Source organism: Pseudomonas sp. WS 5503 (assembly GCF_012985385.1).
GTDB classification, from domain to species: domain Bacteria; phylum Pseudomonadota; class Gammaproteobacteria; order Pseudomonadales; family Pseudomonadaceae; genus Aquipseudomonas; species Aquipseudomonas paracarnis.
In genome coordinates this window covers 213237-236946 of the sequence record NZ_JAAQWI010000009.1, presented here as the reverse complement: position 1 = coordinate 236946, position 23710 = coordinate 213237, and the positions used below count along the sequence as shown (strand labels likewise).

Sequence of the window (23710 nt, the reverse complement as noted above, 5' to 3'; positions counted from 1 at the left end):
CACACAACGCAACCTGTTCTCGGTTGGAGATGTCGAGCTTCAGCGATACAGCGAAAGCGCTGGATCACGGCGCAACGCTCCACACCGCCAGTTCATACCCATCCAGGTCGGTAAAGTGGAACCGGCTGCCACCGGGAAACGAAAATGTCTGGCGGGTTATCACCGCTCCCAGCTGTTGAAGCCTCTGCTGCACACTGTCCAAGTCATCTGCGTACACGATAACCAAGGGGCCGCCCGGCCGCACAGGCTCGCCGGTGGTGAAACCACCCGTGAGCCGGCCATCGCTGAACTCGCTGTAGGTGGGGCCGTAGTCGACGAATGTCCAGCCGAATGCAGCGCCGTAGAAGGCTTTACTGCGGGCAATGTCGCTTACGTTGAATTCGATATTGTCGATCTGTCGGTCTCTGCCACGAGTACTCATGGGGGCTTCCTTGGCCGGCGTGCAAGGCCGGAGTGTAGCGTACCTCACATCCTTTTCATTCACCGATAGGGCCTTTGTGATTAGCCAGTATCTCTGAACACTGCATCCAGCCAAGGTGTGCTTATCTTTGTCGAGGGCCACTCTAGAATGGCGGCGTACTTCTCCCAATTAAAGGAATGTTGTCATGCCTAATCATTCAATCAACGGCAAGGTTGCACTGATCGCGGGTGGTGCGAAGAACCTCGGCGGGTTGATCGCCCGCGATCTGGCCAAGCATGGCGCCAAGGCTGTGGTCGTGCACTACAACAGCGCTTCCAGCCAGGCTGACGCGAACGCAACCGTCACCGCAATCGAGGCGCTAGGCGCGAAGGCTGTGGCCTTGCAAGCAGACTTGACCACGGCGGGAGCGATGGAAAAACTCTTCAACGATGCCGTCGCCGCAGTCGGCAGGCCGGACATCGCGATCAATACCGTGGGCAAGGTGCTGAAAAAGCCAATGGCTGAAATCACGGAGGCGGAGTATGACGAGATGATGGCCGTCAACTCCAAGACTGCGTTCTTTTTTATCAAGGAAGCCGGCAAGCACCTCAATGACAATGGCAAGATCTGCACTATTGTCACTTCACTGCTGGGCGCTTTCACGCCCTTTTACGCTGCATATGCTGGCAGCAAGGCGCCGGTAGAGCAATTTACGCGAGCGGCGGCGAAGGAGCTGGGCGTTCGAGGTATTTCGGTCACGGCAGTAGGGCCGGGGCCGATGGACACGCCGTTCTTCTACCCGGCCGAAGGTGAGGATGCGGTCAGTTACCACAAGACGGCTGCCGCGCTGTCGCCGTTCTCGAGCACGGGCCTGACAGATATCGAGGATGTGGTCCCGTTCATCCGTAACCTGGTCAGTGACGGGTGGTGGGTGACGGGCCAGACAATTTTGATCAATGGCGGCTACACCACCAAGTAAACGGTTAACGCGCTGGCGCAGACGTGGTGAGCGCCGATCGATCCGTGCCCCCCGAGCATTGAGAGCCCATGGATAGAATCGAACAGTACCGCGTCTTCGTTCAGGTCGCAGAGCTTGGCAGTTTCATACAAGCGGCACGGCTGATGAGGCTGCCACGCGCGAGCGTGTCGGCCGCCATTCAACAGATGGAGGCCAATGCTGGCACTCGACTGCTGCACCGGACAACCCGCAAGGTCTCCCTGACCGCCGATGGCACCCAGTTACTGCTGAAGGCGCGCCAGGTCTTGCTGGACATCGATGATATCGACCAACTGTTTAACCGCCATCAGGAACAGGTCATGGGCCGTCTGGAAGTGGACGTGCCCAGCCGCATAGCGCGGCGCCTGGTGATGCCTGCGTTGGCCGAGTTTCTCCACCGCTACCCTGGACTCCAACTCGGCCTGGGCTCCACCGATCGCGCCATTGATCTGGTACAGGAAGGCGTTGACTGTGTCATTCGTTTTGGCACCCCGCAGAACAGCAGCCTGGTGGTGAAACCTTTGGGTAAGGTGTTGCTGGTCAATTGCGCGAGCCCCGCCTACTTGGCGGAATTCGGGGTGCCCACACAGCCTGGCGATTTGCAAGATCGGCATGTCTGTATCGGCTACAGCACGAGCGCAGGCGGTCAGGAAACGGCGTGGGAATATTGCGTCGATGGCACCGCGCAGGCTGTCATGATGCCGAGCCGCGTGGTGGTCAACAATGCCGAAAGCTACATCGCAGGATGCTGTGCAGGGCTTGGCTTGATTCAGGTGCCGTTGTTCGATGTTCAGCATTTATTGGACAGCGGCGAATTGGTGGAGGTGATGGCGGCCTATCGGCCGGCCCCCATGTGCGTTTCAGTCCTGTACCCGACTCGCCGCCAACGCTCTCGTCGCCTTGGCGCGTTCATCGATTGGTTTGCCGCCTTGATGGCTCCGCATCTGGAACCTTGATGCACTCCAGCGCTCTGCCCACCTGTTCTCTCTGACTCGCCATGTTCCGGGTTGGGCTCAAGGATGAAACCTGCGCCCCAACGCATCCAGCCGCACCGCGATCGGTGGCAGGCGTTCGCTGCTGCGGGCGAGTGTCTCGACGTCGTCGGCGGTGTTCTGGGCGATGCTTTGTACCGACTGCAAGCGCTCGACGATCTCCAGGTTGGCCGAGGTCTGCTCGCGGGTGGTGGTGACGATGTGGCCGTTGAGTTGGTCGATGTGCGCGATGTCCTCGCCCACAGCCCGTAGCATCTCCACGGCCACTTGGCTGTCTGCCACGCAGCGCTCTACGCCTTCGCGGCTGGCGTGCATGGCTTCGACGGCTTGGCGGCTGCCGTGTTGCAGGCCCTCGATGATGCTCTTGATTTCCTGGGTGGAGAGGGCGGTGCGCTGGGCCAGGCTGCGCACTTCATCGGCCACCACGGCAAAGCCACGGCCTTGCTCGCCGGCGCGGGCGGCCTCGATGGCGGCGTTGAGGGCCAGCAGGTTGGTCTGGTTGGCGATGCTGCTGATCACTTCCAGCACCGAGCCGATTTGCTCTGCCTGCACCGCCAGGGATTCCACGGTCGATTCCGTGCCGTTGATGCGCGAGGCCAATTGGCTGATTTCATGTTGGGCGCGGCCGACGCTTTCCTGGCCGCGCACAATCTGCTGGCTGGCCTGGCCTGCATGTTCCACTGCCTGTTCGACCTGCACCGTAATGTGGCCCATGGCGTCTTCCATGCGCTGCATCGAACCGGTCATTTCGCCGATCTGCGCCAGTTGATGCCGTGCGCCTTTTTCCAGGGTGCCGCTCGCACTGGCCAGTTCCTGGCCGAGCTGGCCCAGGCCATGGGAGTCGCGGGCGACGCCGTCGATCAGGTGGGTGAGTTGCTGCAGGAAGTGGTCGAACCGCTTGGCGAGGGACACGTGGGCCTTGCCTTCACCTTGGGCGGTTTCCACCGTGAACTGCGAGGTAACGGCGAGCATCTTCTCCAGCATTTCCTGGCTCTCCACCGCTTCGGCCTGGCTATGGACGGCCAGGTAGAGCAGGGCGACGGTCTCCATCACCACATAGAAGGCGTGGACGAACACCATCGTCCAGCCGCCGTGATGCTCCATCACAAACACAGGGAAACCCTGGTGCTGCAAGGCATGGAACACCACGTGATGCACCGCGATGGTCAGTGCCGCCACCAAAATCGGCAGCCAGTCACGGTAGAAGGTCAGCACCGCCAACAGCGCGAAAATGCCGAAGTGGGATTCGATCACCCCGTGCGCCTGGTTGATGTGCAACGCCGCCATCACCATCAAGCCGGCACCCAGTGCACAGCGCATCACGCGGGTGCCGCCGATGACGCGATACAGCGCCGTGAGCACCACGCCGGTGCCCCCACCGACGATCACGGCCTGCATGAGGGTGTCGTGCCAGAACGCCAGGCCGAGGGAGAACAGGAACATCAGCCAGATCAATGCCAGCATGATGCGGTCGGCCTTGCGATAGTGCTCTTGAAAACGAACGGGCATTCACTCTTACTCCATGAGAGGGGGGCGTCGAGGTCAAGCAAGCACGCGGTGTGCCACACAGGCGCGCCGCTGTGGAGTCAAGCAGATATTCAGGATTGTTGCCGGTTACCCACGCGTTATAGGCATGTGGGCGTGGGACTTTAAGAGCGGCTGCCCGAGCGGGCAGCCGAGGTGGGCATGGGGCTCAGAAACTGTACTTGGCGGTCAGCATCATATTGCGGGGGCTGCCATAGGAGTCGCCACCATAGTCCACATCGTTGGAGATGGACTGGTAGTAGTGGCGGTCGAAAATGTTGTTGGCATTGAGCTGCAAGTCCAGGTGCTGATTGACCCGGTAGCCCGCCATCAAGTCGGTGACGGCGTAGCCGCCTTGCTGGAGCCGGTAGTTGCTGCCATCCGCTAGCTTGATGTCGTTGTACATGCGGCTTTGCCAGGAGATATTGCCGCCGACGCGGAGTTTTTCCAGCGGGCCCTGGAAGTTGTAGCGGGTGGTCACTTTGAACAGATGTTCCGGGATGTCGGTATCGAACTGCTTGTTGACCTTCTGCGGGTTGGCGTCGTCCTTGATGGTGTGGGTGCGCGCATAGGTATAGCCGCCGCCGACCTGCCAGTTTTCGGTCAAGGCGCCTTGCAGTTCGAAGTCGATACCCTGGCTGCGGATTTCGCCCGAGGCTTCTGCACAGGACGCCTGCGGGCAGTTGGGCACCACCACGGCCACGGCGCGGTTTTCCTGGTCGACACGGAACAGCGCTACGCTGGCATTCAACGTGCCACCGAAGTATTCGCCTTTGACGCCCACCTCATAATTTTTACCGACGATGGGTTTGAGCGGAGTGCCGGCTGTGCTCTTGTCTTTTTGCGGCGTGAAGATGTCGCTGTAGCTCACATAAACCGAATGCTGGTCGTCCAGATCGTAGATCAGGCCTGCGTAGCGGGTGAGGTTGCGGGTGACCTTGTAGTCGCCGGCGGCATCACGGTTGTCGTAGTCGTACCAGTCCAGACGAGCGCCGAGGATCAGCTTCAGCGGGTCGGCCAGGCTCAGGCGGCTGGTCAGGTAGAAACCGTCCTGGGTGGTGACTTCGCGAACGTTGTTGGTGCGGGTGAAGTTCGGCTTGCCCGCATTGATCGGCCAGTTGAGGTCGTACGGGCTGTAGTTGTGGGTGGTCATGTCGTAGATGCGCTTGCTGGCGCCCACCACCAGTTCATGGGTACGGCCGAACGCCTCGAACGGGCCGCTGGCAAAGGCGTCGAGCCCGGCCTGGTTTTCATCGTAGCTGGCCTGGTACACCGTGCGGGCGAGGGTGTCGTTGGTCCAGCGCGATTGGTAGGAGCCGGAGAACAAGGCGTTCTGTTCGGCATAGTTGGCGTTGACCTGCAGGCTCCAGTCGTTGGCCAGGCGCTGGCGCAGCTCAGCGAACACGGTGTTGATTTCCTGGTCCTTGTTCTCCCAATCGGTGCCTGGGTTATAGGAGCGCGACAGGCCCAGGTGGCGCCCATCCAGGCCGACCATCGAAGCGCCCCAGAAGTAGTTGGTCTTGTCCTTCTGGTTCGAGTAACCGAGGGTCAGGGTGGTGTCTTCGCTCAGGTCGGCTTCGGTGACGGCATAGAACAGGCCATGATCCTGCTCGGCCTTGTCGATAAAGCTGTTGGCATCGCGGTAAGAGGTGACGACGCGGCCGCGCCAGGTGCCACTGTCATTGAGCGGGCTGGAGGCGTCGAGCTCGCCGCGGTAGTCGTCCCAGCTGCCGACGGCGCCGGTGAGGGTAACTTTCTGCTCATCCAGTGGCCGCTTGCGGATCAGGTTGATGGCAGCCGAAGGGTTGCCTGCGCCGGTTACCAGGCCGGTAGCGCCGCGTACCACTTCGACGCGATCGAACATCGCCAGGTTCGGCTGGGCGCCTACCGACGCACCGTTGTAGCCGCTGGGGATACCGTCATACATGAGGTTGTCGATATCGAAACCGCGTGCGGTAAAGCCTTGTCGCCCAGGGCCGTTGGAGTAATTGAGGAACAGCCCCGGCGTGGCGTTGACCACGTCGTTGATGCTGGTCATGGCCTGGTCATCCATGCGCTGGCGCGTGATCACGGTGACGGCCTGCGGGGTTTCGCGCAGGGTCAGCGGCAGTTTGGTTGCGGTCTTCATCGAGCCGGTGGTGTACGACTCGCTGCCTTCGGTGGTTGCGCCAAGCTGTTGGCCCGAAACCTCGGTAGCGCCCAGCTCAATGGTGGCCGGTGCGTCGGCGGCAATGGCCGCATTGGAGGTTGCTAAAGCGATAGTGATTGCCATCAGACTGGGTGTGAAAACGTTGCCGCCGCGTTGTTGCACAAACATGAAAGTAGGGCTCCCCAAGTGCCTTCCGTGGCGAATAGTAAATCTGTTGATAATTATTCGCATCAGTCTGACAGATTGAGTCTGTAGGGAAAAGTCCAAACTCTGTAGGAGCGAGCTTGCTCGCGAAAGACTCACAGGCGCCGCGTTGATTCCGGAAACCAGCGTTATCGTTGAGGTTTTTCGCGAGCAAGCTCGCTCCTACAGGGTGGTGTTCAGGTGAACAGGATTTCGTAGGGCTCGCGCATGCGCTCCAGCAATATCTGAGCGAGCATCGGCGGTAAGCCAATTTGTGGGTCACCCACCAACTGGCTGGCGTAGGCATGGGCGGCGTGCAGCTTGCGCGCGACGGTCCAGGTGTCCAGGCGGACCTTGCGTGCACGTTGCCAGGGCATTATCGCGCTTTCCCGGGCCGGCCAATGCCAGGCCCAGATCGGCAGTTCATACAGTTGCGCACCTACCAGGCTGCACGCCTTGGCACTCGCGCGGCCGACGGCGTCATGGTCGTCATTGCCGTCGTTGCGCCAGGTGGTAAACACCACGTCGCCAGGTTGCAGGTAGCGCGCGATGAATTGGCTCATGGGCTGTTCACGGGCGGCCAGTGCGTCATCACAAAACCCGCCACGAATCCATTTCAGGCTGTGCAAGGGCATACCCAATCGCCGTAGGGCCTCGGCACTTTCCTGGGGGCGCACCACGCTCAAGCGGCTGGCCGGCCATACCTGAGAGCCGGGATGGCTGGCGCTGCCATCGGTGATGGAGATCAATTGCAGCGGATGCTTGCGGGTGCTGAGCAGTTGCAGCAAACCGCCGCACGCCAGCACTTCATCGCCAGGATGAGGTGCGATTACCACGACGCGAGCACCGGGTGGTACCAGGCTGTTCAGGGAGATGATGGGGGTTTGCGCCAACTGCGGCGCACTGTTCCAGATTTGCACGGGGCCGCGACGGCCTTCGCTTAAGGAGGCAGGTTTCATGGGGTGTCACATCCTTGTCGGTTGATACCGGGTCGTGCTCCGTTGACGAGACGACGCTCTTGTCTTCACCGCAGGCTCCGCTGGGTGAGTGCGCAGCATGCCAATCAAGGAATGCCATGCAAGGCGTTAGGAGCATAGACAGGCATGGGTATCTGCACAACTTTGATGCGATGTTTGCTGGGCTGACGTCATCGCAGGCAAGCCAGCTCCCACAGAGGGTCTATGTTGCCCACAAAATCTGCGCCTGGCATGGATCCCTGTGGGAGCTGGCTTGCCTGCGATTTTGTTTTTACCCAGCCCGCATCAAGCTCTTCAAGTAATCACCAAATCCACCCTCAGCCCGGCAATCCAGTCGCGCACTGGTCACCACTTGCGGTGCATGGCTCCAGGCAATGGAGGCACCGCAACGCTCCAATTCACGTACCAGTTGTACATCCTCGTGGCATTCCAGCGGTTCAAACCCACCGGCCTCTACATAGGCGCGGGCACTCACGCCCAGGTTGGCCCCATGAATATGCCGATGCCCATCGCGGGCCTGGTAGGCCTGGTGATAGCGAATCTGCGCGGCCGGGTCGAAGCCGTCGCTCCAGGCGTCCACGGTGACTGTGCCGCACACTGCGTCGCAGCCTTGGGCCAGTTGGGCCACCAACCAGTCAGGGGCGACACGGCTGTCGGCGTCGGTGCAGGAAATCCACCGCGCGCCTTGCTCCAGCAAGTACCGTGCACCCACGCCGCGGGCGTGGCCGACATTGCGCGCCTGCACGTGCAGGCAATGCACCTGGTGGGCCTGGGCAATCGCCGCGCTGGCATCGCTGCAACTGTCGAGTACTACCAGAATCTGTACCGCTTCACCCAGCAAGCCCGGGTGGTTGGCGGCGATCCGCGCAGCCCTCAGGCAATCATCCAACAGGGCTTCTTCGTTATGTGCCGGGATCAGAATACCGATCATCGTAAACCCTCATGGCGAGCGACCGAGGTGCCATCCAGGCTCCACAGGTCGAGCAGGAAATCCGGGTCCTGGTACTGCACCAACGGTGCTACACCCAGCCGCTGTTGCAGCACGGCGTGCACCTGTTCGGCGGTTTGTGGGCAACCGTCAATGGGCACTCGCCAATGACAGGCCAGGATTTGCCCGTCAGCGGTCAAGGCGGCGAGAGCGCAATCGATCAGACGATTAAAATCACCTACATCGAGGTAATAACAAAGCTCACTCAATACGATCAGCTCGAATTGCCCGCCGGGCCATTGTTCCGGCAGGCGACGCTGCTCCACCCGGGCATGAGGAAAACACTCCAGCCGCGCTTGTGCCAGCCGTACCGCCGCAGTTGCAGTGTCGCAACACAGCAGGCGTTCACAACGCGGGGCCAGCTCGGCACTCAGTTCACCGTTGGCAGAACCCGGCTCGAATATCGACGCATAGCGCGGCCGCGTCAGCATGGCCAAGGTCAGGGCGCGCTTGCGTTGTTCGTACCAGCGCTGACGAAAAGCCCAAGGGTCGTCATTACCCGCAAACAACTGGTCGAAGTAGGGGGTTGCCACACTCATACGAACACCATCTCAAAAGGTTGCAGCAAGCGCTCCACCACATAGGGCGCCAGCACCGGAGGCAGGCCGATTTGCGGGTCGCCCTCCAACTGGCTGGCGAAGGCGTGGATCGCATGGCGTTTGCGTGCCACTTGCTCGGCGGTCAGCGGGATCTTGCGCGCCCGATGCCAGGGCACCTTGTGGTCTTCGGCGGTGGCCCAGTGCCAGGTCCACACCGGTAGTTCACACAGCACTGCACCGACGGCCTTGGCTGCCTTGGCGCTGGCGCGGCCCACAGCTTCATGGTCGCAATGCCCATCCTCGCACCACGTGGCGAACACCACATCGTTAGGCTTGAGGTGGCGCTGGATAAATTCGCAGAGCTGGGCTTCGCGCTCGGCCACATGGCTGTCGGCAAACCCGCCGCGCAGCCATTTCAAACTGTGCAGCGGCAAGCCAAGGCGATGCAAAGCCTGGGCCGATTCCTGCGGACGCACCACACTCAGACGCTCCACTGGCCAGCGCCGGGAGCCAGGGTGGCTGGCGCTGCCATCGGTGACGGAGATCAACTGGATAGGGCGCTCCAGCGCAGCCAGCCCTTGCAGCAGACCACCACTGCCCAGCACCTCGTCATCCGGATGCGGGGCGACGATCACCGCTCGATGCCCTGGCGGCACCAACTGCGCCACACTGATGTGCTGCAATTCGGCCAATCGTGCGCTGTTTTGCCAGTGACTCAACGGCGTGCCCTGGCCAACAATCGGATTGGGCCTCATAGCGCCCACCTCCCTGTGGGCTCGCCGGCAACCTGCTCACCGAGGGCGGCCAAGTCGCGTTCGGCATGACTTTGCCGCACATATACCGGTAAATCGGCCATCAACTGGGCAAAGTGCGGGTCCTTGCAATACGGCCCGGCGCCGACCGCACGGCCCACATGCTGGATCACTTGCTCGACGGTGTCCTCGATACAGGCGCGCGTCTGTTGCGCCAGTTGTCGCGCATCGGCGCGAGGCTGGCGGTCGATCTGCGCGGCGCTGGCGCGTAACACGCAGGCGGCGCTGTTCAAGGCGCTGTCGACCGCGCCGAGGTGGGCCAGTGCATGGGGCTCCGCACGCTTGGCACATTGGGCGCGCAGCACTTCACCCAGGCGTTGCGCCGCGCCGTACCAGCACGCGGCAATGCCGATCCCACCGTGCCAGAAGCCCGGACGGGACAGATAGTCGCCCGGACCGCCCACGGCAATTCCCCTCGCGGCGCTGAACAGGATGTCGACGCTACCGGTCGCCGCCATGCCCACCGCCTTCCACCCCTCATCCGTCACCCTGATGCCCGGTTGATCCATCGCCACGGCCACCAATTGCTGGCGATCCTCCTCGTCCCAGGCCGTCAGCAAACCATGGCTGACCACCGCCGCACCGGAACACCAGGCTTTGCGCCCCTCGACGAGCAGCCGCTGGCCGTCGCGACGCACGCGCAACTTGGCCGTCGGCGGCTCGGCCGCCCACATGCCCCAGGTGCTGCCCAGCGGCGGCAAGGGGCTGTCGAGTTCGGCAATGATCGCCAGGGCATCGGTATGGCCTTCGAACAACTTGCACAGGCGCAGGTCATGCCCGGCCACCTGGGCCAATTGGCTCAAGCGGGACAGGGTCTGGCCGCTGCCCGGCAACGGCAGTTGATCAAGGCCTTCTTCTTGAAGGGCCCTCAGGGCATTACCCAGGGCTTGCGTGTCGGCATAGCCCCGGTAGCCCTGAAGGAAACCGTGCAACGCCATTTCACACCTCGCCTTCGTGCTGCAGTTCAAACAGCAGCAGCGAGCGAGCGGTGACCGCGTACTCATGCTCGAAATCAAAGCGTTCCTGGCCACGCACAGCCGGGTCGTTGGTGTCGAGCAGGCATGTCCAGAACTCGCCCTCCGGCACCGGCGGCAGGCGGAAATTGACCAGGTCGTGATGGGCGTTGACCACCAGCAGCAACGTGGCGTCGGCCCCGGCACGACGAATCCCGGTTTCCTGGGCGCGGCCATCCATCAACATGCCCAGGCAGCGGCCCTGGCTGTCTTCCCATTGCTCGGTAGTCATTTCGTTGCCATCCGGCGCCAGCCAGGTGACGTCCTTCACGCCGATGTCTTCGTTGTAGTCGCCCACCAGGAAGCGCCCACGCCGCAGGATCGGGTACGCCAGACGCAGCTTGATCAGGCGCTTGACGAACTTGAGCAGGGCCTTGCCGTCATCGTCCAGATCCCAGTTGACCCAGCCGATCTCGCTGTCCTGGCAATAGGCGTTGTTGTTGCCGTGCTGAGTGCGAGCGAACTCGTCCCCGGCGACGATCATTGGCGTGCCCTGGGCCAGCAGCAAAGTGGCGAAGAAGTTGCGCATCTGGCGCAGGCGCAGCGCGTTGATCTCCGGGTCGTCGGTAGGGCCTTCGACGCCGTGGTTCCAGGACAGGTTGTTATTGCTGCCGTCCTGGTTGTTCTCGTCGTTGGCCTCGTTGTGTTTGTCGTTGTACGACACCAGGTCGTGCAGGGTGAAGCCGTCGTGGGCGGTGATGAAGTTCACCGAGCTGTACGGTCTGCGCCCGCGGTGATTGAACATCTCGCCCGAGGCGGTCATGCGCCCGGCGAAGTCTGCGAGTTGGCCGTCGTCGCCTTTCCAGAACGCACGCACGGTGTCGCGGAAGCGGTCGTTCCATTCCACCCAGCCTGGTGGGAAGTTGCCCACCTGGTAGCCACCGGGGCCGCAATCCCAGGGTTCGGCGATGAGCTTCAACTGGCGCAGCACCGGGTCCTGGCGGCACGCCACGAGGAAACTGTGGCGCTCATCGAACCCGTCGCGGTATCGCCCGAGGATGGTCGCCAGGTCGAAGCGGAAGCCGTCCACGTGCATCTCGGTGGCCCAGTAACGCAGGGAGTCGGTGACCATTTGCAGCACGCACGGGTGGCTCAGATCCAGGGTATTGCCGGTGCCGGAATCGTTGATGTAGAAGCGCTTGTCGTCGGGCATCAGGCGATAGTAGGAGGCGTTGTCGATGCCGCGCATCGACAGGGTCGGGCCGCGCTCGTTGCCTTCGGCGGTGTGGTTGTAGACCACGTCCAGAATCACTTCCAGCTTCTGCTCATGCAGGTGCGCGACCATCTCCTTGAATTCGGCGATCTTGCCGCTGGCCAGGTAGCGTGGGTCGGGGGCAAAGAACGCAATGCTGTTGTAGCCCCAGTAGTTGGTCATGCCTTTTTCCAGCAGATGCTGGTCGTTGACGAAGGCGTGCACGGGCAACAGCTCGACCGAGGAAATGCCCAGTTGGCGAATATGCTTGAGCACGTCATCTTCCATCAGACCGGCGCAGGTGCCCCGCACCGACTCGCCGACCGAAGGATGACGCATGCTGATGCCGCGCAGGTGGGTTTCGTAGATGATCGTGCGGTCCCACGGCACTCGTACCGGTTGGTCGTTGCCCCAGGTGTGCGCCGGGTCGATGACCTTGCACTTGGGCACGAAGGGCGCACTGTCGCGTTCATCGAAACTGAGGTCGTCGTCCGGGTGGCCGATGGTGTAGCCAAACAGCGCTTCGGACCATTTGAGTTCGCCCACCAGTTGCTTGGCGTAGGGGTCAATCAGCAGCTTGTTGTGGTTGAAGCGATGACCATTGGCCGGGTCATACGGGCCGTAGACACGGTAGCCGTAAATCAGCCCGGGGTGGGCATCGGGCAGGTAACCATGAAAAATCTCGTCGGTGTATTCGGGCAGTTCGATGCGTTCCAGCTCGACCTCGCCGGTATCGTCAAACAGGCACAGCTCCACCTTGGTGGCGTTGGCGGAAAACAGCGCAAAATTCACACCCAGGCCATCCCAGGTGGCGCCGAGGGGGAAGGGCAAACCTTCACGGATCCGCGACGGCTCATGAACCGGCGTCGCTGTGGTGTTGTCGGGTTTGCTCATCGAGTTGCTCCTGCAAAAGGTCTTTTTTCGGGCCGAACGCCGCCGTACTGACGGTGCTTCAGCGCATGGCTTGGACGGAAAAGGGCCTGCAGCGCGCAATGCGTGCTGCAGGCCCGAGAAATCATGGGGCGGGCGGTTTGGGCTTCTTCGGGGCGGCGGGTTTCTTCGCCGCAGGTTTGGCGGCGGCAGGCGCAGCAGGTTTGGGCTTTGCCGCAGCCTTGGGCGCGGTTTTCGGCTTGGCGGCCGGTTTAGGCTTGCTCGGCGTCAGCGCCTCGGCTTCCGCCAGCTTGCGCGCCATCTCCCAGTGGCGATCGTGGGCGCCATCGGGCTTGCCTTCAGACTCCCAGATCTGATGCGCCAGTTCGCGAATGCGTTTGTCTTCTTTACTCATCACAAACTCCTCACAGAAAATTTTCAGCTTTCTTGATTATCAGGATTGATAAAGACATTGACCGGGAGATCCCCCAGGGCAGCGCTGATCAACAGCTCCTTGTTGGGTGTGACTACGCCCGTTTGAAAAAGTCCCTTCCAGTTTTGTGCAGGGGCGGCGAACGGTAATTTCACCCGAGTATCGCCCCAAACCTGCGCATTGATCTGGGGAAACATCCCGTTTTCAAGCAACGGATAAGACCAGCGCGGCACCACCACCAGTAACTGCTTGCCTTGATGTTCACGGTAGAACGCAACCACGCGCTCAGCGTGCTGGCCCACCACTTCCAAAGGCGTATAGCTGCCATGGCGCAGCAGCTCGGGGCAGGCTTTACGCAGGCCCAGTACCTGGGCGATCACTGCCTGTTTGATACGCCCGTCGCGCCAGTTGAACAACAGTTCGCCGATGTCCGGTGGTGCCTGCAATGCACGTTGCCGCGCAGCGAAGTCCACCGGGCGCCGGTTGTCGGGGTCGACCAGGCTGAAGTCCCAGAACTCATCGCCCTGGTAAATATCCGGCACACCCGGCACGGTCAGATGAAGCAAGGTTTGCGCCAGCCCATTCAGGGCGCCGGCGGGGGCGATGGCCTGCGCAGCACTGTCCAACGCACTGCGCAGCGGCGCACCGGCCTCACTGAGCAGCAAGCGCTTGAGGAACGCTTCCACCGCCTGTTCGTAAGCCTCGTTGGGCGCGCTCCAACTGCTCTGCAACTTGGCCTCGCGCAGGGCTTTTTGCTGCCACTGCCACAGGCGTTGCTGGTACGCCTCCAGATCGGGGTTGGGCTCCAGCGGCCAACTGCCCAGCAGCACCTGATAGAGAATCAGCTCATCACCCGCCGAGGGGGTATCGGCGCTCTCCCGCAAGGGCTCGGCCAGGCGGCGCCATTGCTCGACCTGTTCGGCATACCAGGGGGCGCACTCGCTGAGCACCGCCAGGCGCGCACGGGTGTCTTCGCCGCGTTTGTGGTCGTGGGTAGCGGTGGCCAGCAGGTTGCCGGGAAAGGTCTTCAGGCGCTGTTGATTTGCCGCATGGAAATCTGCCAACGGCGCACTGAATTGCTCGGTGCTGAAGCCCACATCGTTGCGCGACAACAACACCGCCGAACGGTAGAACGCGGTGTCTTCCACAGCCTTGGCGGCGGCGGGCGAGGTCAGTTGCTGGAAGCGCACGCAGGCATGCTTGAGCATCTTGCGCGCGCGGCCTACCGGGCGATTGCGCCAGGGCTGGCCACCCAACCATTGCTCCAGGTGGTCGAGCACCGGCCAGTCGCCTTCGTTGAGGGTACTGCGTGCACCCTCCATGGCATGCTGGAACACCTTGTCGTCGGCCGCACTGCGGCCCTTGGCGCTGATATAGGTGCGGTACACCGGGAAATGCACGATCAGTTCCTGCAAGGCCCGGCGGATGGCACCCAGGGTCAGGTCGCGGGTCATCACGTCATCGCGGGCCACTTGCAGTAGCGCCTGGGCTACGCTTTCGAAGTCGCCGCCCAACGAACCATTGAGGATCTGCTGGCGCGCCAGCCGCGCTTCTTCGCCGAAGGCTGAGGGCCGCTCGCTGTGACGCGTCCACATTTCGGCCAGCGGTGCAAAACCTTCGGGATGGTGTTGCAGCAATGACAACTGGTTCATGAACTCGTAGCCGGTGGTGCCATCTACCTGCCAGTCTTCACGCAGGGTTTCACCTTCGCCAAGGATCTTTTCGACAAAGATGGGCAAGTGGCGCTGGGGTGACAGCGCGTCTACGCGGCGGCGCAATTTGCGGCAATAACCACGCGGGTCGGCCAGGCCATCGATATGGTCGATGCGCAGCCCGTCGACCAGCCCCGCGCTGATCAGCTCGAAAATCTTGCCATGGGTGGCTTCGAACACCGCTGCGCGTTCGACCCGCAGGCCGCCCAGCTCATTGACGTCGAAGAAGCGCCGCCAGTTGATGTCGTCTGCGGCTGTGCGCCAACTGGCCAGGCGATAGGTCTGTTGTTCGAGCAGGTGATGCAGGCGCTCGAAACCCTCGGGCTGGCGACTGTCGAATGCGGTTAGGCGTTGTTCAATAGCGGATAGCAGCTCGCTGGCGCGTTCGGCCAGGGCTTGTTTGAGCTCGGTGGCTTCGGCGTAGGCGTCGTGCTGATAGGCGAGGGCGGCGAAACGTTCGGCCAGCGATTTGAGTAACTCGTCGCTACCCAGAATCAAGCCGTAGTCCCTGGGGCAAATCGGAAAACGGTGTTCGTAATGCTCGACGTAGAAACTCCCCTGAGTGGCATCGAACTTGAGCGCCAGCGTGCCGTTCTGCAAGGCTTCGCCGTAATCGCTGCCGAGGAAGGGCATCAGCAACTGGCCCTTGAGCAGCGGGTCGGGGGAGTGCCACTGGATGTCGAAGAACTCGCTATAGGGACTCAGGCGGCCCCATTCCAGCAGGTCCAGCCACCAAGGGTTATCCGCGCCGCCCACGGCCATATGGTTGGAGACGATATCGAGGATCAAACCCATGTCGTGCTCACGCAGCGCGGCGACCAGGCGACGCAAAGCCGCTTCGCCCCCCAGTTCCGGGTTGACCCGGGTCGGGTCGACCACATCGTAGCCGTGCATGGAGCCGGCGCGGGCGCTTAACAGTGGTGAAGCATACAGGTGGCTGATGCCCAGTTGGGCAAAGTACGGCACCAGTGGCACCGCGTCATCGAGGGTAAAATCTTTATGAAATTGCAGGCGCTGGGTGGCGCGCAGGGGCAGTGCGTTCATCGGTCACGCTCATAGGCTTGGTTGCGCGCCACGGCCAGCAGTTCGAGGCGACGCGCGGCGCTGTCATTGTCGAGCAGGCTGGCGGCTTCGCCGGGCAAGCGGCGGCGCCAATTGGGGTGGGTGTCGAGGGTGCCCGGCAGGTTGGCTTGCTCCTCGATGCCCAATGCATCTTCCAAGGGCAACAACACCAGTGGCGCACGGGTATGGCCCAGGTAGCGCACGCTGGCGTCGATCATATGGTCGGTGTCGTTGCGGATCTCATCGATGAAGTTCTGCGGGTCCTGGCTCAAGGCTTGGCGCAGTGCCTGGCGTTCGCGCAGGCGGTGTTCGCTCCATTGGTCCACGGTGGGCGCATCGATCAGGCCCAGCTGGATATTCCATTCGATATCGCGGCTGTGCCACCAGCCATTGAGGGTCGGCAAGTCGTGGGTACTGGTGGTGGCCAAGGCGTTGTCGGGCCAATCGAGGATGGGCTTGAACTGGCCGTCATGGTTCTGTTCGAACAGCAGCACACGCATGCCCAGGATCGAACGGGCGCTGAGCTTTTCGCGCAGGCCTTCGGGCACGGTGCCCAGGTCTTCACCGAGGACGATGGCCTGGTGGCGGTGCGATTCCAGGGCGAGCAAACGCAGCAGGTCGTCCACCGGGTAATACAAGTAGGCACCTTCGCGGGGGGACGCGCCCAGAGGGATCACCCACAGACGTTGCAGGCCCATCACATGGTCGATGCGCAAGCCGCCGGCATGGGCGAAGTTGGCCCGCAGCATTTCGATAAAGGCGCGATAGCCATTGCGCTTGAGGCCCTCAGGGGAAAAGGCAGAGATGCCCCAGCCTTGCCCTGCGCGGTTGAGAATGTCCGGTGGCGCGCCGACGGTGAGGTCGGCCAGCAGTTCATCCTGGCGACTCCAGGCCTGGCTGCCGCCGCCGTCGGCGCCCACCGCCAGGTCGGCGATCAGGCCGATGCCCATGCCGCTGCCACGGGCGGCCTGTTGTGCGCGCTCAAGGCTGCGGGCAATCAGCCATTGGGTGAAGGCGAAATAGCCGATTTCGTCGCGGTTGTCCTCAGCGAACTGCGCCAGGGCCGGGCTCTGTGGCGTACGCCAGGCTTCGGGCCATCGGCGCCAGTCCAGGTCCTCACCCGCGGCAGCGCGCTGGGCCTGTATAGCTTCGAAGCGGCAGTGGTTTTCCAGGGCTTCGCCGCCGGCCTGGCGGAAGCTTTGAAAGTCGGCATGCTGGGGATGCGCGCCGTGGCGGAAGTCTTCATACAGTGTGCGCAGCAGGCGTTGCTTGGCCTTGGCGGCGGCCGGCCAGTCGATCAGCGTGAGCTGTTCCAGGGCATGCAACTCCTCAGCCAACCCGGCAGCTTCGATGGCGTTGCGCACCTCACGTTCACCAAGGATGCACGCCGGCGAAGCATACAGGCTGTTGAGAAACAGGCGGCTGGAGGGTGAATAGGGGCTGAATCGCTCAGTGTCGGCGCTGAACATCGCGTGCATCGGGCTGATTGCCACGGCGTCGGCGCCGCGTTCGGCGGCGGAACGCACCAGGTGCTCCAGAGCCAGGGTGTCGCCAAAACCGCCATCGCCCAGGCGGCGCAAGGCATAGAGTTGGGCGCTGAGGCCCCAGGCGCGAGCGGGTTGGCTGTCGACCGCGTCGGCCACGCTGTAGCAGTGGCTGGGCGCGACGGCCAGGGTGAAGGTTTGCCCGTCGATATGCACCTGGTGGTAGCCGAGGGCAATCACGCCGGGCAATACGGCCTCGCCGTCCAGGCGCAGCTCCAGGGTTTCGCCGCCTTCCAGGTTGACGCGACACGAGGTGTCCGGGGCGAAATAGCGTGCCAGGTCCAGGCCCGCACCGCTGTCGGTGGTCATCAAGGGCGGCAGGTGCCGGTCCTGCTGCGCCTGCTCAAGTTGCAGCAGGCTCGCGTCGATTTCGGCATCGCTGTCGGCCGGGTGCCCCAGCCCTTTGAGGACGGCGCGCAGGGCATCAGGCTTTACATGTTGCGGGCGACCGTTGGCATCGATCCAATCGACGGCCAGGCCCGCGCGGCTGGCGAGAATTTCCAGGTTCGCTTCGCTCAAAGAATGTCTCCAACAGGGGATAAGCAAACGCGTGCGCTCAAGGGCGGTAAGTGCGCACCTTGCGGGGCAGGCGTTTGGAAAATAATCGGGTGGGGTGCCGGATGATCCAGGGGCTGTTCACTCAGGTTCAGGTCGATCTGCAGCACACGGCCGTTGCCCAGGCGCCAGCGCGCGGTGACGGCATGGTCAGCCAGCACGTGCGCGCCCAGGGCGACGGTGCCGGGCAAGTGTGGCACCACGTGCACGTGACGCAGGCTCAGCAGGTGGCGGTAGAGCTGGGTGTGGTCGTTCTCGACGAAAGAGGGCACCGACTGTAAAAAGGTTTGCAGCGCGTTGGGGTCGGGGATGCGCTGGCGTTGCTTGGGGTCGTGAAACGCCGCGAAGTCGGCAAATTCATTGCGCCGCCCCTCACGCACCGCCTCGGCCAGTTCGCCATGATGGTCGGTGAAAAACAGGAACGGCTCGGCGGCATTCACCTCGTCGCCCATGAACAACATCGGGATCATGGGGCACAGCAACAGTAGGGCGGTCGCGGCGCTCAGTGCCTGGGGCGAACACAGCTGGTGCAGGCGTTCGCCGAGGGCGCGGTTGCCGACCTGGTCGTGGTTCTGCAGGAACGCGACGAAGGCGCTGGGGGGCAGATCCGCACTGGGTTCGCCGCGCGCATGGCCATGGCGTGTCGTCTCGCCCTGGTAGATGAACCCCTCGGCCAGGCAGCGCGCCAGCTTGGCGGTAGGCTGCTCGGCAAAGTCGCTGTAGTAGGCGTCGGTTTCACCGGTGAGCAGCACGTGCAGCACGTTATGAAAGTCGTCATTCCATTGGGCGTCGAAATCGTGCTGCAACAGGCTGGCCTGGTTCAGTTCGTTTTCCAGCATCAGCCACACGTGGCGCCCGCCGTCCACCTGCTGGCGTACCCGTTGTGCCAGTTCCTGCAGAAACCCAGGGTTGTCGATGGCGTGCACGGCATCCAGGCGCAGGCCGTCGAAGCGGTATTCGAGCAGCCACATCAAGGCGTTGTCGAGGAAGAAATCCCGCACTTCACGACGCTCGAAATCAATGCCGGCGCCCCAGGGCGTGTGCACGTCCTCCTGGAAGAAACCCTGGGCGTACTGGCCCAGGTAATTGCCGTCGGGGCCGAAGTGGTTGTAGACCACATCGAGGATCACGGCCAAACCGTGGCCGTGGGCACTGTCGATCAGCTGCTTGAGTTGCTCGGGAGTGCCGTAGGTAGCGTGGGGCGCATAGGGCAGCACGCCGTCATAGCCCCAATTGCGTTCGCCGGGAAATTGCGCCAAAGGCATCAATTCAATCGCGGTGACGCCTAGTTCGGCCAGGCGGGGCAGGTGTTTCTCGACGGCAGCGTAGCCGCCCATGGCGCCGACGTGGAGCTCGTAGATCACCGCCGTGTGCCACGGGCGACCCTGCCACTGGCTGTGGCGCCATTCATAGGCGAGGGGGTCGACTACTCGGCTCCACCCATGCACGTCCAGCGCCTGGGCCCTGGAGGCGGGGTCGGGCACTGTGTTTTCGCCATCGATGTTAAAACGGTAAAGCGTGCCGGCAGGGCACGCGATTTCGACTTCAAACCAACCACCGGCCTGGGGCAGCATGACGATGGTTTTACCCTGTTCCAATTCAACGCTGACATAAAATGCGTCTGGCGCCCATAACGCAAAGCGCGTGCGGTGCGCGTCCAGCATGATTGCGCCGTGGGGCCAGGTTTCCAGAGTCCTTGACGGCATCTATGAAGACCTCCCTTAGTTGTTCCAGTCGCTACTTGTTCGATTTCCCCAGGGCCTTGGCCACCAGTTGTTCGTAGAGTTCGGCGTAGGGTTCCACGGCCTGGCACCAGTTGAACGGCTGGGTCATGGCACGGCTGCGCATGGCATTGAGCAGACCGGGGAAGGCGAACACCTTGAAGGCGCGGCGCAGCGCCTCTTCGTAGCTTTGCACCGTGGATTCATTGAACAGGAACCCGGTGACGCCATCCTCAATGGTGTCCGCCAGCCCGCCGGTGTTACGCGCCACCGGCAACGAGCCGAAGCGTTGCGCGTACATCTGGCTCAGCCCGCAGGGCTCATAGCGTGACGGCATCAGCAGGAAATCGCTGCCGGCGAACATGCGGCGCGCATCGGTCTCGTTGAAGCCAATGCGTACGCCCACCTGGCCCGGGAAGCGCAGTGCCAATTCGCGCATGGCCTGCTCTTCTTCCGGCTCGCCACGGCCGATGATCGCAATCTGGCCGCCGTTTTCGACGATGAAACCGGCGACGGCTTCGGTGAGGTCCAGGCCTTTCTGGTAGACCAGGCGCGAGACCACAGCAAACAGCGGACCACTGGATGGCTGCAGCTCAAACAGCTCGCGCACGTGCGCGGCGTTGATGGCTTTGCCTTCCCAATCGCCGATATTGAAGTTGTGGGTGAGGTGCGTGTCGGTGGAGGTTTCCCAGCTTTCGTCGATGCCGTTGGGAATGCCGCTGAGCAGGCCTTGCTGGGTCTTGCTGGCGAGGAAGCCATCCAGGCCACAACCGAATTCCGGGGTGGTGATCTCCTGGGCGTAAGTGGCGCTCACGGTGGTGATATGGCTGGAATACGCCATGCCCGCCTTGAGAAACGACATCTTGCCGTAGAACTCCATGCCTTCCTGTTGCAGGGCGTGGGGCGGAATGCCCAACTCAGGCGTCGAGGCCAGGCTGACCACACCCTGGTAGGCCAGGTTATGAATGGTGAACAGAGTTGGCGTACGTGACCCACGCCAGTGCATATACGCGGGGGCCAGGCCCGCAGGCCAGTCGTGGGCGTGCACCAGGTCTGGGCACCAGTGGATTTGTGCAAGGTTGGCGGCAATGTCCGCGGCAGCCAAGCCCAGGCGGGCAAAGCGAATATGGTTGTCCGGCCAGTCGCGGCCGTTGTTGGCGCCGTAGGGCGTGCCTTCGCGCTCATACAGTTCGGGGCAGATCAGCACATAGATGACCAGGCCGTCCTTGAGGTCCATGCGCCCGATCTTGCACGGTGGCAACGCGGCATGGCCACCCAGTTCACCGACGATATGAATCGGGTTATCGCTTTCCATCACTTGCGGGTAACCCGGAATCAGCACCCTCACGTCATGCAGGTGCGCCATGGCGCGGGGCAGGGCCGCGGAGACGTCGCCCAGGCCGCCGGTTTTCACCAAGTCCGCGAACTCGGAAGTGACAAACAAGACTTTCTTTCGATTCGGATTCTGACTCACGACCGGCCGCACAGTGTTGGGCAGGTCGGCCAAAGACTTTGGCCCTCCTGCCGGCTGACTAAAACGCTCTCCCTGAGTATCTACTGCGGCACTGATCATAATGCACTCCCATCTGTTGGTTGGCTAATGGCCCGCTGCCATCAGCTCCGAGTGACCGCATCCTGCGGCCAGGCACACAAGCGCTATACAAGCTGGCAAGGCGTATGCCAGTTGCAACGTCGGCTAAAAAAGATTGGATGAGCGGGCATTCGGCCTGAAGCGCGCGTGCTCGCCCTTACCTAAAACTTGACCAGCGGCAGGTTTCGAAAGTTTAGATTTTTTGCGGGGTTTTTGTTTTGGAACGGACCCATCGGTCATGAGTCTAGGACAGATCCCAGCGCCTGCTGGGTTTTCATGCAGATTTTGTAGGACAAAAAACTTTTAACGATATGCTCCTGTGGCGAGGGAGCTTGCTCCCGCTGGGGCGCGTAGCGGCCCCAAAATTTTGGGAGCGCTGCGCACTCCAGCGGGAGCAAGCTCCCTCGCCACAGGGGGGGGGTGCACTTTAATGGTGCGTCAGGCGAGCGCGCGAATGGGCACACCCTCGGCCCAGGCTTGGATATCTTCGATCATCTGCTGATAGAACTGCCGGTAATTCTGCTCGCTCACATACCCCACGTGTGGCGTAGCCAGCACATTGGGCAAGCGGCGAAACGGGTGGTAAGCCGGCAGCGGCTCCTCGGCAAACACATCCAGCGCCGCCCCGGCCAGGCGTCCGCTGCGCAATGCTTGCAGCAGTGCCTGCTCGTCCACAATCGGCCCGCGTGCGGTATTTACCAGGCGCGCTGTGGGCTTCATCCAGCCCAACGCTTGCGCATCCACCAGACCACGGCTGCGCTCGCTGAGCACCAGATGGATGGTCAGAATATCCGCCTGCTCAAACAGCTCGCGCTTGCTGACCCAGGTCACCCCCGATTCAGCCGCGCGCTCCGGTGTGAGGTTTTCACTCCAGGCAATCACCCGCATGCCAAACACCTGGGCGAACCTTGCGACTTTCTGGCCAATGCTGCCCAGCCCCAGGACGCCCAATGTCTTGCCGTGCAGGTCGCCGCCCAGGCCGACCTGCCATCCGCCCGCCCGCAGCGAGTTGGCTTCGGCGAGCAGGTTGCGTGTAGAGGCCATGATCAAGGCCCAGGTCAGCTCCGGAGCTGCGTGTTTATAGCTGTCGGTGCCGCATACCTGGATGCCCAGGGCCTTGGCTGCGGGAAGGTCGATGGCCGCATTGCGCATGCCGCCGGTCACCAGCAATTTGAGCTGGGGCAGCCCTTGCAGCAGGGCTTTGTCAAAGGTTGAGCGTTCGCGCATGAGGCAAATCACCTCGAATCCTTTCAAGCGCTCGATCATGGTGGCGGTATCGGCGGGGTAGTCGTGGAGAAAATGCACCTTGCCCACGCTGTCCAGCGCCGACCAATTTGCCACGTCGCTGGCCACGTTTTGCCAATCATCCATCACTGCGATCTGTATCGACATGCACGCGGGCCTCGAAAAGTGGCAATTAAAGGGCGTTCAACCCGTGCAACAGGGCTTTATGAAACTGTTCCGGCTCTTCCATCTGGGGCGCATGGCCCAGGCCGGGGAACTCCACCAACGTGGCGCGGGGAATCAGCTTGGCCACCTGCTTGCCCAGTACCTCGTAATGACCAATTTTGGCCTTGACCGCCGCCGGCGCCACATCTTTGCCGATGGCGGTAGTGTCGCTGGTGCCGATCAGCAGCAGGGTGGGCACCTGCAAGTCCTTGAACTCGTAGTACACCGGTTGGGTGAAGATCATGTCGTAAATCAGCGCCGAGTTCCAGGCAACCTGAAGATGCCCCGGGCCTTGGTTCAGGCCGGCGAGCATGTCTACCCAGCGCTCGTACTCGGGTTTCCAGCGCCCAACGTAATAGGTGTTTCGCTCGTAGTTGCGTACACCGTCGGCGCTCAGTTTCAGCTCGCGCTGGTACCACTGGTCGACGCTCTGGTAGGGCACGCCGAGGGCTTTCCAGTCTTCCAGGCCAATGGGGTTCACAAGCCCCAACTGTTCGGTTTGCTGGGGGGACATCAGCGCATAGCGTGTGGCGAGCATGCCGCCGGTGGAATGGCCGATCACCGTGGCCTTTTGAATGCCGAGCTTTTCCAACAGTTGATGGGTGTTGGTCGCCAGTTGCTGGAAGCTGTACTGGTAGTGGTCGGGCTTGCTGGAGGTGCAAAAACCAATCTGGTCCGGGGCGATGACGCGGTAACCTGCGTCACTGAGCGCCTTGATCGAACCCTCCCAGGTAGCGCCGCAAAAATTCTTGCCGTGCATCAGCACCACGCTGCGGCCGTTTGGAGTGCCGGAGGCGGGGACGTCCATGTAGCCCATTTGCAGGGATTTGCCCTGGGATTGGAAGGCAAAATGATTCAAAGGGTAGGGGTATGCAAAGCCCTGCAACTCAGGGCCGTAGGTGTCAGCTAACACGGGCGCCGTGCTGACCGAAAACAAACCGGCTACGCATAATGTACGGATAAAAGGCATGGGTTTTGGCTCCGAGACAGATGCCCGGATGCTCTTT

The 23710-nt window shown here is 62.1% G+C and carries 18 protein-coding genes; 2 read left to right on the top strand and 16 right to left on the bottom strand.

The window, feature by feature from the left end; translation table 11 throughout:
* Positions 1-64: 64 nt before the first annotated feature.
* The gene (locus HBO10_RS22820) at positions 65-421 is read right to left on the bottom strand and encodes a VOC family protein (RefSeq protein WP_034127570.1); all 357 of its coding nucleotides are present in this window, start codon (positions 419-421) and stop codon (positions 65-67) included.
* Positions 422-605: 184 nt separating this feature from the next.
* Here HBO10_RS22820 and HBO10_RS22815 point away from each other — a divergent pair, with 184 nt between their 5' ends.
* Together HBO10_RS22815 and HBO10_RS22810 are read left to right on the top strand one after the other, a co-directional pair.
* The gene (locus HBO10_RS22815) at positions 606-1379 is read left to right on the top strand and encodes an SDR family oxidoreductase (RefSeq protein ID WP_034127569.1); all 774 of its coding nucleotides are present in this window, start codon (positions 606-608) and stop codon (positions 1377-1379) included.
* Between the two features lie 68 nt (positions 1380-1447).
* Positions 1448-2353, top strand: a complete 906-nt coding sequence (locus HBO10_RS22810; RefSeq protein ID WP_034127568.1) for a LysR family transcriptional regulator — start codon at positions 1448-1450, stop codon at positions 2351-2353.
* A gap of 57 nt (positions 2354-2410) precedes the next feature.
* On the opposite strand, the gene HBO10_RS31635 is transcribed toward HBO10_RS22810, so the two are convergent.
* The 15 genes from HBO10_RS31635 to HBO10_RS22735 all read right to left on the bottom strand — a co-directional run bounded on the left by HBO10_RS31635 (position 2411) and on the right by HBO10_RS22735 (position 23673).
* Positions 2411-3898, bottom strand: coding sequence for a methyl-accepting chemotaxis protein (locus HBO10_RS31635; protein WP_169922114.1), 1488 nt, complete (start codon positions 3896-3898; stop codon positions 2411-2413).
* Positions 3899-4082: 184 nt separating this feature from the next.
* On the bottom strand, positions 4083-6230 hold the full coding sequence (locus HBO10_RS22800; protein ID WP_034127566.1) for a TonB-dependent siderophore receptor: 2148 nt from the start codon (positions 6228-6230) through the stop codon (positions 4083-4085).
* Positions 6231-6442: 212 nt separating this feature from the next.
* The gene (locus HBO10_RS22795; protein ID WP_034127565.1) at positions 6443-7204 is read right to left on the bottom strand and encodes a PIG-L family deacetylase; all 762 of its coding nucleotides are present in this window, start codon (positions 7202-7204) and stop codon (positions 6443-6445) included.
* A gap of 289 nt (positions 7205-7493) precedes the next feature.
* A complete protein-coding gene (locus HBO10_RS22790; RefSeq protein ID WP_034127564.1) occupies positions 7494-8153 on the bottom strand; it encodes a glycosyltransferase in 660 nt (219 codons plus the stop codon).
* Complete coding sequence (locus HBO10_RS22785) at positions 8150-8749, bottom strand: SAM-dependent methyltransferase (RefSeq protein ID WP_034127563.1); 600 nt, start codon at positions 8747-8749, stop codon at positions 8150-8152. Before HBO10_RS22785 ends, HBO10_RS22790 begins: the two co-directional genes overlap by 4 nt.
* Positions 8746-9504, bottom strand: a complete 759-nt coding sequence (locus HBO10_RS22780) for a PIG-L family deacetylase (RefSeq protein WP_034127562.1) — start codon at positions 9502-9504, stop codon at positions 8746-8748. Before HBO10_RS22780 ends, HBO10_RS22785 begins: the two co-directional genes overlap by 4 nt.
* Positions 9501-10499, bottom strand: coding sequence for an acyl-CoA dehydrogenase family protein (locus HBO10_RS22775; protein WP_034127561.1), 999 nt, complete (start codon positions 10497-10499; stop codon positions 9501-9503). Before HBO10_RS22775 ends, HBO10_RS22780 begins: the two co-directional genes overlap by 4 nt.
* A gap of 1 nt (position 10500) precedes the next feature.
* Positions 10501-12660: a glycogen debranching protein GlgX gene (gene glgX, locus HBO10_RS22770; protein WP_034127560.1), complete on the bottom strand. Its 2160-nt coding sequence runs from the start codon at positions 12658-12660 to the stop codon at positions 10501-10503.
* Between the two features lie 121 nt (positions 12661-12781).
* A complete protein-coding gene (locus HBO10_RS22765; RefSeq protein WP_003191595.1) occupies positions 12782-13051 on the bottom strand; it encodes a DUF2934 domain-containing protein in 270 nt (89 codons plus the stop codon).
* Between the two features lie 23 nt (positions 13052-13074).
* Positions 13075-15825, bottom strand: coding sequence for a malto-oligosyltrehalose synthase (locus tag HBO10_RS22760; RefSeq protein WP_034127559.1), 2751 nt, complete (start codon positions 15823-15825; stop codon positions 13075-13077).
* A complete protein-coding gene (gene malQ / locus HBO10_RS22755) occupies positions 15822-17906 on the bottom strand; it encodes a 4-alpha-glucanotransferase (protein WP_034127558.1) in 2085 nt (694 codons plus the stop codon). Before malQ ends, HBO10_RS22760 begins: the two co-directional genes overlap by 4 nt.
* The gene (treZ, locus tag HBO10_RS22750) at positions 17903-19648 is read right to left on the bottom strand and encodes a malto-oligosyltrehalose trehalohydrolase (protein ID WP_034127557.1); all 1746 of its coding nucleotides are present in this window, start codon (positions 19646-19648) and stop codon (positions 17903-17905) included. Before treZ ends, malQ begins: the two co-directional genes overlap by 4 nt.
* A 31-nt stretch (positions 19649-19679) precedes the next feature.
* On the bottom strand, positions 19680-21236 hold the full coding sequence (glgA, locus tag HBO10_RS22745) for a glycogen synthase GlgA (protein WP_073521523.1): 1557 nt from the start codon (positions 21234-21236) through the stop codon (positions 19680-19682).
* A 456-nt stretch (positions 21237-21692) separates the two neighbouring features.
* The gene (locus HBO10_RS22740; RefSeq protein ID WP_034127555.1) at positions 21693-22646 is read right to left on the bottom strand and encodes a D-2-hydroxyacid dehydrogenase family protein; all 954 of its coding nucleotides are present in this window, start codon (positions 22644-22646) and stop codon (positions 21693-21695) included.
* Between the two features lie 25 nt (positions 22647-22671).
* Positions 22672-23673, bottom strand: a complete 1002-nt coding sequence (locus HBO10_RS22735; RefSeq protein ID WP_169922113.1) for an alpha/beta hydrolase — start codon at positions 23671-23673, stop codon at positions 22672-22674.
* Between the last annotated feature and the right edge of the window lie 37 nt (positions 23674-23710).